Here is a 16,735-nt window from a genome sequence, read left to right as displayed (position 1 = left end):
CTACACTTCTACAACCACCAGCGCCCCCACGGCAGCCTCGGAGGCAAACCACCCATCACCCGGTGCAACCAACCTGCTGTCTAAGTACACCTAGGCCGTACCGCTCCCCGACGGCACGTACCCGAGCACCTTGTCGACGACGCCGGGCAGCGGCCGGCCCTCCCGCCACAGCAGGAAGTTCCGCTCGAACTGCGCAGCGAGGTCGTCCAGCCAGGAGTCCGCGTTGCTCGCCATGTGGGGGGTGACGAGCACGGAGGGCAGGGACCACAGCGGATGTCCCGGCGGGAGGGGTTCGACGGCGAAGGTGTCCAGTACGGCGCCGCCCAGCGTTCCCGCCTGCAGGCGGCGGACGAGCGCGTCCTCGTCCACGAGCCTGCCGCGACCGACGTTGATCAGGACGGCGGAGGACTTCAGGGCGTCGATCACACCGGCGCTGACGAGGTTCTCCGTGGCAGGTGTCAGGGGCGCGACGAGGACCAGCCAGTCGGCGTCGGCGACCACGCGGGTGAGGTCGGCCGAGGCGTGGACGACGCCGAAGTCGTCGTCGTGCTCCGCAGCACGGCGCCCGACCCCTTCCACCTGGACGCCGACGGCCCGCAGGAGGCGCGCGGTGTGGCGGCCGATGCTGCCCGTACCCACGACGAGGGCGCGGGAGCCGGCGATATTGCGGCCCTCCCGCCACGTCCATTCCTCGGCGCGCTGCTGGTCCCGCAGGGGCCCGAAGCCCTTCGCGGAGTACAGCATGGCGCCCAGGACGTACTCCGCCATCGGCTGGTCAAAGATGCCGTGCGCATTGGTCACGACGACGCCGGAGGCCACCAGGTCCGGGAACAGGAGCTTGTCGACGCCGGCCGCGGCGACGTGCAGCCAGCGCAGGGAACCGGCGGCATGCCACGCAGCCGGCAGGGCACCGGAGAAGTAGTCCCAGAGATAGAGCACGTCGGCGCCGTCGAGCGCCCGGTCGAGGTCCGCGGCCTTCGCAACCCGCACGTCGGCGAGCCCGGCGACGCGCTCCAGGCCGCGCACGGGCCGCGCACCCTCCAGGACAGCGACCACAGGACGCTTCCCCGCGGGCCGGACGGCACCCTCGCGCGCTCCCCTAGTCATCGGCCTGAGCCGCACGGTGTCCCACGGGGCCGGCCTCCGGCACGTCGGCGTCGGGCTTCCGTCCCGGCCCTGCGTCGTCGTGCCCCGCGACGGTCGCGGGCGCGGCTCCCGGATCACCGGAGGCGACACCGGTCTCGGGCCGGTTCTCGATGGACAAGTCCCGCAGGTACCTGAGCACCACGATGGCCACGGCCGTGGCCGGAACGGCGAAGAAGGCACCGATGATCCCGAAGATCGTGCCGCCTGCGGTGACGGAGGCGAGCACCACGGCGGGATGGATCTCGAGCGTCCGGCCCACGAGCAGCGGCTGGATGAAGTTGCTCTCGAGCTGCTGCACGAGCACGACCAGCCCGAGCACGATCAGCGCCGTGACCCAGCCGTACGCGAGGAAGGCGACCAGCGTCGCGACGAGGCCGGACACGATGGCGCCGACCACCGGGATGAAGGCGGAGAAGAACACGAGCACGGCCAGCGGGATGGCGAGCGGGATGTCCAGGAGGACCAGGCCCAGCCCGATGAACACCGCGTCCACCAGGGCCACGGTGGCCTGCGCGAAAATGTAGGAGGACAGTGTCCGCCAGGTCCCGCTGGCGATGGTCGAGGCGTGTCCGTAGGCCGCCGAGTTGGTCCAGCGGGACGCCCACGGCATGAAGCGGTCCCCGTCCTTCAGGCAGAAGAAGGTGAAGACGAGAGCCAGCAGCACCACGACGGTTCCCGACGTCAGCTCGCCCAGCCCCGCGGTGATGCCCGTGACGATGTTCCCGACATTCGCCTGGAGCTGTGCCAGGGCGGTGTCGACGATGTCGTCGAGGTTCGCGCCGTCGAGGTTCAGTGGCGGACGGGCCGCGAACTCGGCGAGGTCTGCGACGTTGTCCCGGGCAAGGCGGGAGAGCTCGGTGATGCCGGTCGCGATGGCGGGCACCGTGAGCGCGCCGATTCCGACGACGACGCCGATGAACCCGATCAGCGTCACGAGTGCGGCGAATACCTTGGGGAGCGCCTTGCGCAGGAACCGGTTGACCGGCCAGAGCACGGAGGCGAGGAGCAGCGCGAACAGCGTGGGCAGGACGATCGACCACAGGGCCTTCGTGACGTACCAGAGGATCACCAGGCCCGCGAGGACGATGATGCAGCGGGCCGTCCAGGCAGCACTGACCTTGAGTCCGTCCGCGAAGGCGTGCGGGCGGAAACGGCGGGCAACGGAGGAGCCGTGCGGCTCCGGTGGTGCCGGGGGTGCCTTGGGCCTCCAGCGCCTGCCCGGTCGGGCGGGCGTTCCGGAACCGGCCGTTCCGGAATCCGCCGGCCCGGAACCGGGCACTCCGGAATCCGCCGATGCGGAACCGGCCGGTCCACTGTCGGCTATGTCCTGGTCGTCCGGCCGCCCGGAATCTGCGCGTGTCACGTAGCCATCCTCCCCTAGTCGGGAGCAGGCGGCCGTAGCGGTACGGAGGACGGCGTCCCTTGCCCCCTCGGGAGGCGGCTTCGGCTCACGCCCTCGAGCGGCGCCTCTGCTCCCGCCGTCGTCGGGCTTCCGCCTCGGGACGCTTCCGCCACCACCCGGGAGCGGGCCGGGCCGGAACGAGCGGGGGTCCGGGCCGACGTCGTTCCCTGGCGGACAATTGGAGCATGAGGCGAGCGACCCTTCCCGGCACCTGCACCCGCGTTCCGTGCGTCCGCGCACGCATGGGCTGCACCCCCCGCATTGCCCGCATCGCCCTCGACGGGCGCAGGCCGTCAGGGAGGGATTCCTGATGGCCCAGCAGGAACGCGCGCGGTCCACGCGTTCTGCCATCATTCGTGCTGCCGCCCGGATCTTCGAGGAGTACGGCTACGGCGGGACCTCCCTTGCTGCGGTCTCCGCCGGTGCCGGCGTCACCAAGGGTGCGCTCTACTTCCACTTCGCCGCGAAGGAGGAGCTCGCCGTCGCGGTGATCGAGGAACAGCATGCCATCGCCTCGGCGGACGGAGCGCGCGTGCAGGCCCTCGGGCGCCCGGCACTGGAGACCATGGTGCTCGTCTCCCGGGGATTCGCGGTGCAGCTGATCGAGCACTCGGTCATGCGGGCAGGAATACGGCTCACCTTCGAAGCGACGGCATTCGGACACGACGTCCGGCAGCCCTACCTCGACTGGGCGTCGCGCTTCGGCGAGCTGGCGCGGACAGCCCAGCAGGACGGCGACCTCCGCCCCGACCTGGACCCTGATGCTTTCGCCCGCCTGATCGTCGGTTCCTACACCGGCGTGCAGATGGTGTCCAACATCCTCACGGGACGGAAGGACGTGCTCGAGCGCCTCGGCGACCTGTGGGAGATGCTGCTCCCCGGAGTGGTTGCTGCGGAACGGCAGGCGGACGTACCGCGCCTCGTAGGCCTCTTCCGCAACGGTAGGACGGCGTAAAACCGGTCATGCGGTTTGTTTTGTGGCCGATCGCGGCTACTCTTGCTTCTGGCACGGCAGGGGCTCCGTGGGGGAAGCCTCCTGCCTCGACCCGCGAGGGTCGTGCCTGCGGGCACCCGCGGCTGCGAACGGGCCGCGGGCCGCCCGCTCTCCGCACCCCTACCGCGGAATGCCATCGAGGCGACTCTTCTCCCGCCCCCGCCTGTCCCCGCCGAGGCCGGACTAGGGTGGAGGAAAACCCCCGATGCCAGCAAAGGTGACCCATGCACTACGTGAAACTCGGCTCCACAGGCCTCGACATCTCGCCGCTCGCCCTCGGCTGCATGAGCTACGGCACTCCCGACCGCGGCAATCACGCATGGACCCTGCCGGAGGACGAGAGCCGCCCCCTGATCCGTGCCGCAGTCGATGCCGGCATCAACTTCTTCGACACGGCGAACGTCTACTCCGACGGCTCCAGCGAGGAGATCGTCGGACGTGCGCTCGCGGAGTTCACGCGCCGGGACGAGACCGTGATCGCCACGAAGGTCCACGGCCGCATGCACGACGGGCCCAACGGAGCCGGGCTGTCCCGCAAGGCGATCATGACGGAACTGGACAACAGCCTCCGGCGCCTCGGCACCGACTACGTGGACCTCTACCAGATCCACCGGTTCGATCCGACGACTCCCCTCGAGGAGACCCTCGAGGCCCTGCACGATGTCGTGCAGGCGGGCAAGGTGCGCTACCTCGGCGCATCGTCGATGTACGCCTGGCAGTTCTCGAAGGCGCTGTACCTGCAGCGCATCAACGGCTGGACCCGGTTCGTCACGATGCAGGACCACTACAACCTGATCAACCGCGAGGAGGAACGCGAGATGTACGGGCTGTGCGCCGACCAGGGCATCGGCGTCCTGCCCTGGAGCCCGCTCGCCCGCGGCAAGCTCGCGCGCCCCTGGGACGAGACGACGTCGCGGTCCGAGTCGGACCAGTTCGGCAAGACCCTGTACGGCACGCTCGACTCCGACCGCCGCGTGTCCGACGCCGTCGGGGCCGTGGCGGAGTCCCGTGGCGTGACCCGTGCGCAGGTCGCCCTCGCCTGGGTGTCGCGCAACCCCGTGGTCTCGGCGCCGATCGTCGGGGTCGGCAAGCCGCGGCACCTCGAGGACGCCCTCGCCTCACTGGACCTCGAACTGTCCGAGGACGAGGTCCGCGCCCTGGAGGAACACTACGTGCCACATCCACTCGTCGGGTTCTGATGCTCACCCTCACGGCGGTCGGGCCCGAGGACGGCCCGGCCCTCGTGGAGTTCCTCGTCTCGTCGGCCTTCCCGTTCCACGTCATCGCAAGCCATACGCGCGAGAGCGCCCGGCGTGCGGTGGACAGCGGCCGCTTCCAGGGTGAGGACTCCCGGGGCTACTGGATCGAGGACGACGGCGCACGCCACGGCATCGTGGTCCTCGAGGACCTGCGGGATGAGACACCGATGTTCGACCTGCGGCTGGCGGAGGGATCGCGGGGGTGCGGCATCGGCACCGCTGCCCTGGCTGCGCTCGCCCGCCTCGTCTTCGGCACACTCCCGCAGGCCCGGCGTCTCGAGGGACAGACACGCGAGGACAACACCGCGATGCGCCGCGCGTTCGTGGCCGCCGGGTTCGTGCAGGAGGCGTTCTACCGCCAGGGCTGGCCCACGGAGGACGGCTTCGTGGCATCGGTGGGGTACGCACTGCTGCGCGACGACTGGCGCTCGGGCACTACGACTCCCATCGTGTGGGATCCTCGCTCGTCGGAGGACGGCCCGCGCGCCCGCTGATCCCGGGACGGAACATCCCACTTTGGAGGGCTTCCCAGTGGGAATGTTCGAACATTCCCACTCAGTCGGGCTACCCGGTGGGAGGAACCGACGGCGCAGCCACCACCGTCACCACCGTCACCACCGCCGGAAGCCTCCCTCGGTACTCAGCACCTGGCCCACCATCCATCGGCCCTCGTCGCTCAGCAGCCAGGCGATGAGCCGTGCCGGGTCGTCCGGCTCGCCGAAGCGACCGGAGGGGAAATGCGCGAGGACGTCCCGGAGTGTGTCGAGGGGCCGGTCGGCCGTGTCGTCGTCGAGGTAGCCCGTGTTGACCGGGCCCGGGTTCACCGTATTGAGCAGGATGCGCCGCTCCGCGAGGTGGTCCGCGACGGAAGCCGTCAGCCCGGCGAGCGCCGCCTTCGATGCGGCGTACGCGATCTCCCCCGCCATCGGCCCCGCGACCTGCCCGGAGGTCATCCAGATCACGCGACCTCCCTCCCTGCCGTCATGCTGTTCGGCGAAGTACCTGGTCGCGAGGATGGTGGAGCGGGCGTTCACCTGCCAGTGCGCGTCGAGGTCCGCCCAGGAGATCTCGTCGAGGCGCCCGTCCCCTCCGCTCTTCGCGTGGTTGCAGACGAGCCCGTCGAGGTGCCCGAGTGCCGCGCCGGCTTCCGCGATGAGCCGCTCGCCACCGTTCGGCTGCCCGAGGTCGATGCTGGCGTCGGCAAGCGAGGCGCCCTCCTGCAGCAGGCCCCGCAGGGCGGCCACGACGTCGTCGACGCTGTCCGCGCCCCACGGCTGCTCGGCGTCGTGGGGGCTGTAGTGGTGGAGGAAGAGGCTCGCTCCCATCCCGGCGAGGCGTGCGGCGACGGCGTATCCGATGCCCTTGCGGCGGCTCACCCCCGTGATCACGAACGTGCGCCCTGACAGTGCCGTGGAGGTGTCCATGGCCCCAGCCTAGGGGCGCCCTTCGCTACGCTGGAAGCACGCCGACCCATCCGTGCCCGTGCCGAGGAGAACCATGCGCAGCCTGCCCGACCGCTCTCGCCTGATCGCAGCGGGGATGTGCGCGGTGGTGCTCGGACTGGCCGTATGCGCCGGTCCGGTGCTCGGCCTGCTGGAGGAGGACCAGACGGACCAGGACATCCTGACCATCCAGACGGACCTCGAGGGGATCGACCTCGCGAGCACGCGGTTCCTGGCCGAGCGCGACGGCGTCGAGTACTTCGCGGCGACGCCGGTGGACGGAGGTAGTGCGAAGGGCACCGTCTGCCTGCTCGTCGAGGAGGGCATCGGAGTAGGACTGGAATGCGCGCCGCTCGAGCGCGGCAGGGCAGGCGCGACGATCCGCGACAGCAGGGTCACGGCCGCACTCCTGCCCGACGACGTCGACCGGAACGCCCTGGCCGATGAAGGATTCGACCTGCTGCATCCCAACCTGGCGGTCCGCCCTGCCGACGCCGGCTAGCTGCTGATCGGCCACGGGAGCCGCGTTGCCACGAGGAAATGGTGGACAGTGCCCTGCCCGGCGCACTTAGCATGGGGTGGACAGGCGGGCCGGACGGAGGAGGAGCCATGGCGGTTGCAGGGGACGACGGCGGCGAACTGATCGTCGGAGACGTCACGCATACCGGCGGCCGGGCGCTGGCGGTCGGGCTGGCCCACTCGGCGGACGGTCAGGGCCGGCCGATGATCAGCGTCGGCTGGGTGGAAGAGGGCCAGCGGCTCGAGATATCGGTGGACGAGGCACGTGCGCTGCGCGATGAACTGACGCGCATCATCCAGGACGCCGGCAGCTCCGGCGCCTGAAGACTCCGGGACCTACGCCGGGACCTACGCCTGGACCTGCGTCTGCCCCACGGTGATCCTGTGGTTCTGTTCGCACTGGAAGACCGCGAGAGTCCCGTCAGGGACGGGCCCTTCGGCCGGCCACTGGTCCTCGCTCAGCTCGATCAGGGTGGAACCGCAACTGGGGCATCGGGCATCCATCGTTCTGAATCCTCTCCTCGCATCAGGACCGGCGCGGCATTCCTGATCCGACGGGGACCAGGAGTCGAGGCGGTATTCGGCCCAGTACACACCGGACGCGATGCCCGCGCTACCGGACCGGTGGATCCTGAGGGGCTCTGGACGAGCGGCCGGCCAGGAGCTAACCGACGCTGCGGGTCCCCTTCCGGGCCGCTGCGACCAGGAGGCCGACGGCGGCGCCGGCGACGACCGCCGTCCCCCACGGGAAGGGCGGCCTGCCCGCCACATACCTCGTCGACGGGTCCTCGCCGGCGCGCATGATCGGCAGGAGTTCCACGGCGTGCGAGGCGCGCGTGAGCACCGAGCTGACCCGGTGGAGCGCCGGCTCGAGCACCCCGGGTGCGCCGAGGAGCGCATGGTCGACGACGTCGCGTGCGCGGTCGAGCACCGACAGGGGCAGTGCGGCGACGACGTTTCCGGGTGGCCGCCGCGCCACCACAGGGTGGGCGCGGGTCGGGGCGATGCGCCGCACCAGCTCCCACAGCACGCCCAGCACCTGGAGCTCCCGGCGCGTGACCCGGGCCTGGAGCCTCGGGAAGAGGGCGTCCTCCTCGTCACGGACGTCGTCGTCGAGCACCTCGGTGAGCCGACCGAGCACGTCTGCGCGCTCGGGAGAGCCGTCCGCGAGGCCCTCCAGCTTCTGCACCAGCTCGTTGACCTCCTGGTGCTCCCGCTCCACCTCGAGCGTGAGCTCACCGCCGTCGGGCAGGACCCTGCGCATGACGGGCCACAGGACCGATTCCTCGGCGAAGGCGTGCGGGAACACCAGCCGGTAGATGTCGAGCAGCACGGCGGCCTGGTCCTCGCCCGTGGTCCCCCTGAGCTGCTCGATCAGGTCATGGAGCTTCACATGGTCCCGCTTCTGCCGCACGAGGACGCTGAGCGGTCCGCCGAGCTGGTCGGTGGTCTGGTCTGCAACCGAGGTGTACACGCGTTCTCCTGGGACTGGACGGACGGGGGCCCTGGGCGGCACCGGAAGGAACCCCTCCCATCTCTACCCGCGTCCGGCCGGCCGATACAGTGACGCTTCGTTCTGGTGCGCCCTGCCACCGATGCCTATAATCGGGCGTGCTCGCCGCCGGGGCGGACATCGCGGAAGGACGGGCGCACATGGATCTGGCGGACCGGGCGGCGGCCCTCTACGCGCTCCCACTCGACCGGTTCGTCGGAGCGCGGAACGCCGCGGCCAAGGAGGCGACCCGGGAGGGCGACAAGGATCTCGCCGCCACGTTGCGCAAGCTTCCCAAGCCCGCGACGGCCGCCTGGCTCGTCAACATGCTCGTCACCCGCCGGCGGGACGAGGTGGCTCAGGTACTCGAGCTCGGCGCTTCCCTCAAGGAGGCGCAGGCGAGCCTTGACCGGGCGCAGCTCCACGCGCTCGGCCAGCAACGCCAGCGACTCCTCGCCGCCGTCGCCCGCCAATCCCTGGACGCGGCTGCCGAAGCAGGCCAGGACGCCGGAGACGCTGCCCTTCCCGGCGTCGAACAGACACTCCGCGCGTCGCTCGCGGACCCTCGGGCGGCAGCGGCCGTGCTCACCGGACGGCTGGTGCGGACGCTCGAGGCGACCGGATGGGACGCCGTGGACCTGGCGGGCGCCGTCGCCGGCCCCTTCGCTCCCCCGGCTCTGGAGAACGACGGACCGGATGGGGACGACGGCGCCGCCGATGAGCGGCCGCCCAGGCAGGGCTCCGAGCGCCGGCGGAAGGAGGCGCAGGGCCGGCTCGCCGCCGCTCGCGATGCCTTGGCGTCCGCAGAGGACACCGCTGCGAAGGTCCAGCGGAAGTCGCAGCGGCTCATGGTGCGGCACGACGGGCTGACGGCGTCCATCGAGGATCTCGAGGAGCGGCTCGCCGCGCTGCGACGGGAACTCTCCGATCTCGACACGGAAGCCGCAGGGCTCGAACGCGAAACGGAGGACGCCGAACGCTCCGTCACGGAAGCGAAGCAGGCGGAAGCATCCGCACGAACAGCTTTGGAGGATCTCGGCGCCTGACGGAGTGCCTCGGCGATGCGGTGACGGCGTAGGATGGGACGGACAAGAGCGGCATCCGCCAGCCGAGGGAAGAACTGTGACCGAGCAGGAAGTACTGAGCGACGTCAACGACGAGCTGTTCGCCCTCCTGACGGAGACGGCGGGCATCCAGGAGTTCCTCGACGAGTTCGCCGCCATGGCTGCGCGCCGCCTCTCACGCACGAGCGAGGTCTCCTGCGCGATCACCCTGGTTCGTCGGAAGAAGGCGGGAACCCTCGCGACGAGCGATGCTCTCGCTCGGACGGCCGATGAGTTCCAGAATCGCTTCCAGGAGGGCCCCTGCCTCGAGGCCGCGGCCACGGGGAGGTCCGTGTATTGCCCCGACACGACCGTGGACGCGCGCTGGCCGGTGTACCTCGGGCGCCTCGACACGACCCGGATCCGTTCCATCCTCGGGGTCTCCTTCGCACTCGAGGACAGCGGGCGCGCTGCCCTCAACCTCTACTCCGCCCAACCCGATGGGTTCACGCCGGCGGCCGTGAAGGCCGCCGAGGGCCTCGCGGAGACCGCGTCCTCCTCCTTCCGGTTCGCGGTGCGTGCGGCGTCGGCGGAGGACGAACAGCACAATTTGGCGGCCGCGCTGGCCTCACGCCAGATCATCAACACCGCGGTCGGCGTCATCATGTTCCAGAACAAATGCTCGCAGGCGGACGCCCTGGCGATCCTCCAGCGGGCCTCCAGCAGCCGGAACATGAAGCTCCGGGTGGTGGCCGAACGCGTGGTGGAGTCGGCGACCCGGCAGGGCTGACCCGGACGCCGGCTCAGGTGGGTGAGGGTCCGTCGAAGTGTGTACTGACGGGGGCGTCCGCTGTGCTGGTGAGCACGTTCGAAGCGAGGTCGCGGAGCTTCATGTTCCGGGCGCTCGACGCCGCCCGCAGGATCTCGATGGCCTCCTCCTGGCTGCATCGGTTCTGGGCCATGATCACGCCCGCCGCAAGATCGATGGTCGTCCGTGACTCCATCGCTGCGGCCAGATGGTCTGCCTTCTCCGTGAGGCGTGCGAGGCGGAGTGCGAGCCGCAGCGGCGTGGACGCCTTCTCGGCGAAGAGTTCCGCCAGTTCCACCTTCGCATCCGAGAAGGCACCGGGCCGGCGCGAGTAGTAATTGACGGCGGCCCTCTCCGGGCCGTCGAGCTGCACCGGCACTCCGAGTTCTGAGTAGATACCTCTCTGCACTGCCGCAGAGCTGTACAGGGGGAAGGTGGCGTCCGCCGCGAAGTCCTTCACCCCGACGGTCCTGCCCGTGGCGGCAGCCCTCATGCACGGTCCGTCGTCGAACCGGTGCTGGAGGTCCGCGAGGCGGCGCGCCGTCTGGCAGCTGCTCGCGATCGTGGCCTTGGTGCGCGGCCGCAGGAGCGTGACGCTCGTGAGGATCTCGGCGTCGTCGTCGGACAGGATCGCCGCCGCGGCGCCCACGAGCCCTTCGAGGAACTCGTCCAGATCGGCGCTGACGACCACCAGATCCTCGAGCAGGCTCCTCGTGTCCGGTACGGACCGGAAGCCCAGTGTGTCACTCATTGCTCATCCCCCTCGGATTGCCTGTACCTGGCATGCGGCACGGCGAACAGGAACGCTGCTACCTGCTGAACAACTGCAGATAATCCTACTGAGCGGGTGGTGATCAAACCAGATGCGCGGCCCGGAGCAGTTGAGGACGAGTAGTGCCTCTACGCCTGATTTGCCTTGATTCCGCGAGATGGCTACATTGATGGCCCATCGCATTTGAGGGTGTAGCAGTGGTCGGAAACCTCCGGTTTCGAGGAGCGATCGGGCGATGTAGGTGGTGAGGTTGCGGAAGCCGAGGGCGGAGCCGTGGAGGTGCTCGAGGCGGCCGTTGATCGCCTCGGTCGGGCCGTTCGAAGTGCCGGTCCGGTCGAAGCAGGCGAGCCCCTCGTAGTCACACTAGGGCCCGGTGCGGGCGACGCCAGCGGGACCATGGTTGCAGCTGGCACGCCCGAGCACGTCGCGGACAAGGGCGTCGGCGCTTCCGCGAGATACCTCGCCGCGGCATTGGAGGAAGCCACAGGCGTGACCCCATCGTGACGGCAGAACCATCGCACGGGTACTCGCCGCACCGTCGCCGGTACCTCACCCGTGGACTATGCCAACAAGGGTGAGGTACCGGCGACGCTCGACGAGATCATGGTCTCAGGCGGGGATTTTGGAGCCCCGGACGTCCAACTTTTCGATCGTGGGCTCGCTGAACAGTTTGCCGGCCAGAATCGCGGGTCACCCCCCCCGATTGGGAGACACGCCCTAGCTCTGGGCCTCGCCGAGGCGCGCCTCGGGCGTGAGCTCGGCGCGGAGACCGCCGCCGGTCGCAGCCCGGGCAAGAGCGCGACCCAGCGCAGGTGCCTGCTTGAACAAATTGTGACCGGCCACAAAAAGGACAGAGCCGGCCTCCCACACGGCCACGCCGTCCTCACTCCACGGGAGGTCGGTCACCCAGCAGTGAAGGAAGTCGCGCGGCTCTGGTACCCTCATCACATTTGGTGCCCGGGACGACGGCGTCCGAGCACACCAGCTCGACGAGGAGCTCTATGAACGTCTCTGCCACGCGACAATCTGCACCGCAGACCCATCTGGCGATGCCCGACCATGTCCAGTTGCGCCGCATCGTCGGCGAGTTCGCGAGAGATCTGGCTGGTCAATTCGACCTCGACCAGCTCCTCGAGCGAATCCTCCGGCGCGCCGTGTCCCTACTGGAGTCCTCGAGCGGATCCATTGCTCTCGTCGACGAACGCTCAGGGACCTACACGAAGATGGTCGACCTCAGCGTCGGCTGCCAGGCCGGCGAGACCTTCCCGATCGGCGAAGGAGTGACCGGGGAGGTGGTGCGCGCGCGATCAGGCGTGATCTTTGACGAGTACGCAGCGGTCTACCGAGGGCACATCGACCCGACGACCACTCGCTATCGCTCGGCGGTGATTGCCGTCCCGATGCTGCATGGGGAGAACGTGATCGGAGTCTTCGTCGTCTTCGGCGCGGGGGCTGACACAGTCTTCACCACACGTGATCTCGCCTTGCTGGAGCTGTTCGCCGACCATGCGGCGCTGGCTCTCGTGAATGCGGAAGCCCATCGTCAGACGGTCGAGCGCATGCGCACCGCAGTGATCGCCGGTGAGCGCGAGCGCACCGTACGCGACCTGCATGAGACCCTCAGCACTAACCTCACCCGGCTGGTCGCCCACCTCGGTGCCGCCCAAGCTCTCGACGCCGTAATCGATGCCAACAGAGTGGGCGAGCACATCCATCTGGCCCTTGAATCCGCCGAGGCTGCGCTCGAGGATACCCGGCGGACCACGATCGACTCCGTGGCCGACAGCCTCGGCGGCCGCACCCTCCACGACGCCGTGCGCGCCGAACTGGACTGGATAAAGTCCACGAGCGGAGCACACACTTCGCTCGTGCTCGTGGGCGACGAGCGACCGATCGCGAACGACACGGTGCACCAGACCTTCCGGATCGTCCAAGAACTGCTAAACAACGTGGTCCGCCATGCCCAGGCGACAAAGGTGCGTGTGGGTCTGCTGTATGAGCCCTTGGCCTTCACGGTGATGGTCGAGGACGATGGTGTCGGCTTCGAGGTCGCGACGGCGCTCGCCACCGAGGATCCGCCGCTCCGCCAGGGCCTGCGCCAGGTCCGTTCCCGGACGCAGCAGATCGGTGGGGATCTCTCCGTGACCTCCACACCGGGATGGGGAACCCAAGTACGCGTCCAGCTTCCGGATACGCCGAGCCGCAGCGAGGATTCGCAGGCCCATCGGATCCGGGTCCTGATCGCCTGTCGCTGGCCGGTGGATCGTTCTGGGATCGCGCGCCTAGTGAACCTTGCCGAGCCGAGCCTGCACGTGGTCGGGGAACTCGATGATCCCTCGACTCTCGTCTCGACCTGTGATCTGCTCGCGCCCGACATCGTGGTCGCGGACATCGAGGTTCTATCGGGGGTGGATCGAGATGCGGAGGGAAACCTGCATCTGCCGGGAGATCCTTCAGTCGTGGTCTCGAACGCGGCTCCCAACGCTGGAACGTATCGCGCGGGCACGCGGTTCCGAGCCAAGGGGTATCTCAGCCATCACGCGACGGGAGAGCAGATCGTCCGCACCCTGATCGCTGCCGGTCGCGGGGAGATCCTTCTGGATGCCGAGAACGCCGCGTGGCTGACCCAGAGCGCCGACCCCTCTGCGGAAGCGCTCACGGCCCGCGAACACGAGGTGCGAGACCTCGTGAGCCAGGGGATGCCGGACAAGGAGATCGCTACCGCCCTTCATATTTCGGTCAAGACCGTGGAGAAGCATGTCGGTTCGCTGCTGCGAAAGACCGGGGTGCGCAATCGGACCATGCTCGCCCAGCTCGATCTTGCACAGGTCAAACAGATGTAGGAGAGATGTGGGGTGTCATGGGTGACTCCTGAACTATCCGACCATCAGCAAGGCTGCAACCAGCAGGGGCGAGAGGAGAGCGACCACCGGCGCCGTGATCGCCATCGCAAGAGCTGAATATGCTGCTGCCCGAGGTTCGGACTGGAGCATCGCCGAGGTGCCGATCCCATGGGACACAACACCCATCGCTAGCCCACGCACACGCGGGTCGTGCACCCGCGCCGCCGTTAGTACCGGACCCAGGGCCATCGCCCCTAGGATCCCCGCAAGGATCGTGAGCACCGCGGAGAGCGCCGGCTCCCCGCCGATCTTCTCAGAGACTGCGATCGAGACCGGCGTGGTGGCGGTCTTCGGAGCCATAGACAAGGCCGCCGCCGCGCTCCCTCCGAGCACGTGCACCACGAGATACCCGGTGACCACAGCAGCAGTTGCGCCCGCCACGACAGAGGCGAGAACAGCGATCAAGGAGCCTCGCATGCGCTGTGCCTCCCGATGCAGCGGCACCGCAAGGGCCACGGTTGCCGGTGCGAGCAGGAATCCGATCATCTCTCCCCCCGTCATGTACGTCTGATAGTCCACGCCCGTCAGGGCGAGGCCGAGGCAGGTCAGAAGGATCGAGAGGAAGACCGGATTGGCGAGCGGGTGCCCATGCACCCAGGTCGCGATCCGATTCGCCAGGAGGAAGGCTCCCAGGGTGAGGCCGACCCCGAAGACCGGGGAATCGGTGAGCACACGCCAGAGTTCGTGCAGCATCGACATCACGATGCTCTCCTCGAACGGAACCCGTTCTGGGCCTTGAGGGCGAACCGGGAGACCACCGCGGTGACGGCCAATCCTGCGGCCCAGGACAGGACGAGACCGGCCAGCAGCGGCAGGGCATCGAGCCGGATCCTCGCCACGAGCGCGATCACCCCGGTGCCCGCGGGGACGAAGAGCAACGGGAGCAGGGCCAGCAGACGGTCGGAGACGCGGATGGCCGCGAGCCCCTCTCCGTGGCCCTGCCCGTCTCCCTTCACGTGTCCCTTCATGGACAGCACGATCAGCAGGAGCATCATCCCGAGGATCGCCCCGGGGACGGGAACCCCGGCCAGGGCGACCACCAGATCTCCGAGAGCGAGGCAGGCGAGGATCTGCACAAATCCGAAGATCAGCGTGAGAAGGCTGCTATACAGCGAATCGCCTTGCGCTGCGTCGGGGCCTTCCTCCCGCTCCGTTCGGGTACGGGGTGCGTCCTCCGGTGTCATCGGGGCCTCCTCATCGAAACCTTCAGCGTGCCTGAAGGGCTCCGCGATTACCCTTCCGTTCGCGGCGGGAGCGGACAAGGCGGATTTTCCCTACCTCCGGCGTAGGGCTCTTCCCGATGTGCACACCCCGCGGGCTTCCCTAGCGTGGAGCACAACCGCGGCGCATCACCCGCAGCGGCGACTCGAAGAATTCAGTCGGAAGAATCCAGTCGAAGGAGACTGCAGCTATGGCTCAGAGCACTGTTCAGACACTCGTCAGCCCTGGTCGGTACGTCCAGGGGCGCGGCGCGCTCGCACAGTTCGGCGAAAACCTCGCCCGCGTCGGCAAGAAGCCCCTCATTATCTCGGATGCCTTCGTCCGCGAGCTCGTCGGCGACCGTGTCGTCGCGAGCCTCGAGGCAGCCGGGCTGCCTGTCATCTGGGAGGAGTTCAGAGGCATTCCCCATCCCGGGGAGATCGCCCGGTTCGTGGAGTTCATCAAGCAGCACGACGCCGATGTGGTTGTCGGCGTGGGTGGCGGAAGCGCCATCGATGTCGCGAAGTCCTCGGGGCACGAGACTGGCATCCGGTGGGTCACGGTACCGACGGCGGCATCCACGGACGCGCCCACCTCCGCGCTCGGCGTGATCTACACCGCCGAGCACAACTTCCTGGAGTACCGGATCTTCCCCCACAACCCCGACCTCGTCCTTGTGGACGTCGATGTCATCGCGGCGGCACCACCCGTCTTCCTCGCGGCAGGTGTCGGGGATGCGCTCGCGACCTGGCTCGAGGCCAAAGCCGTGGCGGAGTCCTTCTCCGACACCATCGCGGGTGACCTCGCGACAGTCACCGGGACGGCTCTCGCGAAGCTCTCCTGGGAGATCATTTGGGAGAATGCGCTTCCTGCGATGGACGCAGTGCGCCATGGGCTGATCACTCCCGCGGTCGAAAAGCTCACGGAGGCGAACATCCTGCTTTCGGGTCTTGGCTTTGAGTCGGGTGGCCTTGCTGCAGCGCATGCGATCCACAACGGCCTCACGCAGGTGCCCCAGACCCACGGGCTCATGCACGGTTTCAAGGTGAACATTGGTAGCCTCACCCAGCTCGTCCTGGAAGGTGCCCCGTACCAGGACATCGTTGACTTCATCGAGTTCACGACTCGCGTGGGGCTGCCCACGACCCTCACCGAGGTCGGCATCGATGTGGACGACATCGACACGATCACCAAGGTCGCCGAGGGTGCGACGGCGGAGGGCGAGACCATCCACTGCATGCCCTTCGAGGTCACCGTGCCTGCGCTCGTTGATGCCCTGCGTTCGATCGAGCACCTTTCGCGGCGGATCCGCGAGGAGGCGGGGCTCCCCGCCCCTGTGCTGTACACCCCGAAGAAGCACTGATCCGGGGCGAAGTAGGTCGACGGGTCGCGGAACCATTCAACCTCGCCCCGTTTGAATCCGCCAAGGATCGACCTCCGCCGAGCCGAAGCGCGTGCCGCTACAGCTCGGCGGAGGTCGGTCAGCTTCGTCATCGCATAAGTCGCGCCCGGAGAGCGGAAAACTCCTCGAACCTTAAATGGCCTCCCCTGCAATGGCGAATCACCCTTTTCGGCCGGCAGATGCAGGAGGGCTCCTCGGCCCTTGCTCGCCGCTGCGCCGTGACTTGCGGTGCTCCCGAACAACTGCACGGCACTAATAGGGCTCTTCGCAGTTGAGGGTGTAGTCGAGGGTCGGCGGCTGGTTCGTGGATAGACGTCGAGGTCTTCCAGGATGGAAGTTCTCACACTGCCCAT

At 68.6% G+C, this 16,735-nt stretch carries 17 protein-coding genes and 2 pseudogenes; 9 read left to right on the top strand and 10 right to left on the bottom strand.

Features of this window, described 5'->3' with window-relative positions; translation table 11 throughout:
* Positions 1-90: 90 nt before the first annotated feature.
* Positions 91-1,056 carry a D-2-hydroxyacid dehydrogenase gene (locus ACIQCY_RS17790; protein WP_400485156.1) on the bottom strand — a complete coding sequence of 322 codons (966 nt, stop codon included), beginning with the start codon at positions 1,054-1,056 and terminating at the stop codon, positions 91-93.
* Positions 1,057-1,099: 43 nt separating this feature from the next.
* A complete protein-coding gene (locus tag ACIQCY_RS17785; RefSeq protein WP_400485155.1) occupies positions 1,100-2,509 on the bottom strand; it encodes an AI-2E family transporter in 1,410 nt (469 codons plus the stop codon).
* Between the two features lie 349 nt (positions 2,510-2,858).
* On the opposite strand from ACIQCY_RS17785, the gene ACIQCY_RS17780 reads away from it, so the two are divergent.
* The 3 genes from ACIQCY_RS17780 to ACIQCY_RS17770 all read left to right on the top strand — a co-directional run bounded on the left by ACIQCY_RS17780 (position 2,859) and on the right by ACIQCY_RS17770 (position 5,295).
* Complete coding sequence (locus ACIQCY_RS17780; RefSeq protein ID WP_400485154.1) at positions 2,859-3,503, top strand: ScbR family autoregulator-binding transcription factor; 645 nt, start codon at positions 2,859-2,861, stop codon at positions 3,501-3,503.
* A 263-nt stretch (positions 3,504-3,766) separates the two neighbouring features.
* Positions 3,767-4,741 (top strand): aldo/keto reductase, encoded by a 975-nt coding sequence (locus ACIQCY_RS17775; RefSeq protein WP_400485153.1) that lies wholly within the window; start codon positions 3,767-3,769, stop codon positions 4,739-4,741.
* A complete protein-coding gene (locus tag ACIQCY_RS17770) occupies positions 4,741-5,295 on the top strand; it encodes a GNAT family N-acetyltransferase (RefSeq protein ID WP_400485152.1) in 555 nt (184 codons plus the stop codon). Before ACIQCY_RS17775 ends, ACIQCY_RS17770 begins: the two co-directional genes overlap by 1 nt.
* A 117-nt stretch (positions 5,296-5,412) precedes the next feature.
* Here the strand turns inward: ACIQCY_RS17770 and ACIQCY_RS17765 are convergent, their stop codons facing one another.
* Positions 5,413-6,225: an SDR family oxidoreductase gene (locus ACIQCY_RS17765; protein ID WP_400485151.1), complete on the bottom strand. Its 813-nt coding sequence runs from the start codon at positions 6,223-6,225 to the stop codon at positions 5,413-5,415.
* A gap of 73 nt (positions 6,226-6,298) precedes the next feature.
* Here ACIQCY_RS17765 and ACIQCY_RS17760 point away from each other — a divergent pair, with 73 nt between their 5' ends.
* Both ACIQCY_RS17760 and ACIQCY_RS17755 read left to right on the top strand, forming a co-directional pair.
* A complete protein-coding gene (locus ACIQCY_RS17760; RefSeq protein WP_400485150.1) occupies positions 6,299-6,745 on the top strand; it encodes a hypothetical protein in 447 nt (148 codons plus the stop codon).
* A 107-nt stretch (positions 6,746-6,852) separates the two neighbouring features.
* Positions 6,853-7,086, top strand: coding sequence for a hypothetical protein (locus ACIQCY_RS17755; RefSeq protein WP_400485149.1), 234 nt, complete (start codon positions 6,853-6,855; stop codon positions 7,084-7,086).
* Between the two features lie 24 nt (positions 7,087-7,110).
* Here ACIQCY_RS17755 and ACIQCY_RS17750 read toward each other — a convergent pair whose 3' ends face one another.
* Complete coding sequence (locus ACIQCY_RS17750) at positions 7,111-7,266, bottom strand: hypothetical protein (protein ID WP_400485148.1); 156 nt, start codon at positions 7,264-7,266, stop codon at positions 7,111-7,113.
* Between the two features lie 160 nt (positions 7,267-7,426).
* Entirely contained in the window at positions 7,427-8,236 is an 810-nt protein-coding gene (locus ACIQCY_RS17745; RefSeq protein ID WP_400485147.1) for a hemerythrin domain-containing protein, read from the bottom strand.
* A 179-nt stretch (positions 8,237-8,415) separates the two neighbouring features.
* Here ACIQCY_RS17745 and ACIQCY_RS17740 point away from each other — a divergent pair, with 179 nt between their 5' ends.
* On the top strand, positions 8,416-9,300 hold the full coding sequence (locus ACIQCY_RS17740) for a hypothetical protein (RefSeq protein WP_400485146.1): 885 nt from the start codon (positions 8,416-8,418) through the stop codon (positions 9,298-9,300).
* A 76-nt stretch (positions 9,301-9,376) separates the two neighbouring features.
* Positions 9,377-10,087, top strand: coding sequence for an ANTAR domain-containing protein (locus ACIQCY_RS17735; RefSeq protein WP_400485145.1), 711 nt, complete (start codon positions 9,377-9,379; stop codon positions 10,085-10,087).
* Positions 10,088-10,100: 13 nt separating this feature from the next.
* On the opposite strand, the gene ACIQCY_RS17730 is transcribed toward ACIQCY_RS17735, so the two are convergent.
* The 3 genes and pseudogenes from ACIQCY_RS17730 to ACIQCY_RS17720 all read right to left on the bottom strand — a co-directional run.
* Positions 10,101-10,856 (bottom strand): GAF and ANTAR domain-containing protein, encoded by a 756-nt coding sequence (locus ACIQCY_RS17730; protein ID WP_400485144.1) that lies wholly within the window; start codon positions 10,854-10,856, stop codon positions 10,101-10,103.
* A 204-nt stretch (positions 10,857-11,060) separates the two neighbouring features.
* Positions 11,061-11,225, bottom strand: a pseudogene (locus ACIQCY_RS17725) (transposase); the annotation flags it as partial.
* Between the two features lie 369 nt (positions 11,226-11,594).
* Positions 11,595-11,813: pseudogene (locus tag ACIQCY_RS17720) on the bottom strand (amino acid oxidase); the annotation flags it as partial.
* A 65-nt stretch (positions 11,814-11,878) separates the two neighbouring features.
* Here ACIQCY_RS17720 and ACIQCY_RS17715 point away from each other — a divergent pair.
* A complete protein-coding gene (locus tag ACIQCY_RS17715) occupies positions 11,879-13,720 on the top strand; it encodes a GAF domain-containing protein (RefSeq protein WP_364274406.1) in 1,842 nt (613 codons plus the stop codon).
* 33 nt (positions 13,721-13,753) lie between these two features.
* On the opposite strand, the gene ACIQCY_RS17710 is transcribed toward ACIQCY_RS17715, so the two are convergent.
* A complete protein-coding gene (locus ACIQCY_RS17710; RefSeq protein WP_364274418.1) occupies positions 13,754-14,479 on the bottom strand; it encodes an LrgB family protein in 726 nt (241 codons plus the stop codon).
* Positions 14,479-14,964 carry a CidA/LrgA family protein gene (locus ACIQCY_RS17705; protein ID WP_364274409.1) on the bottom strand — a complete coding sequence of 162 codons (486 nt, stop codon included), beginning with the start codon at positions 14,962-14,964 and terminating at the stop codon, positions 14,479-14,481. The genes ACIQCY_RS17710 and ACIQCY_RS17705 overlap by 1 nt, the downstream gene beginning before the upstream one ends.
* A gap of 227 nt (positions 14,965-15,191) precedes the next feature.
* Between ACIQCY_RS17705 and ACIQCY_RS17700 the strand changes: the two genes are divergently transcribed.
* Positions 15,192-16,343 carry a glycerol dehydrogenase gene (locus ACIQCY_RS17700; protein ID WP_364274412.1) on the top strand — a complete coding sequence of 384 codons (1,152 nt, stop codon included), beginning with the start codon at positions 15,192-15,194 and terminating at the stop codon, positions 16,341-16,343.
* Positions 16,344-16,735: the final 392 nt, after the last annotated feature.

Source organism: Arthrobacter sp. NPDC092385 (assembly GCF_044755105.1).
In the GTDB taxonomy this organism is placed as follows: Bacteria; Actinomycetota; Actinomycetes; order Actinomycetales; family Micrococcaceae; genus Arthrobacter_D.
The sequence above is the reverse complement of the archived record's forward strand: the minus strand, read 5'-3'. Positions and strand labels throughout refer to the sequence as shown.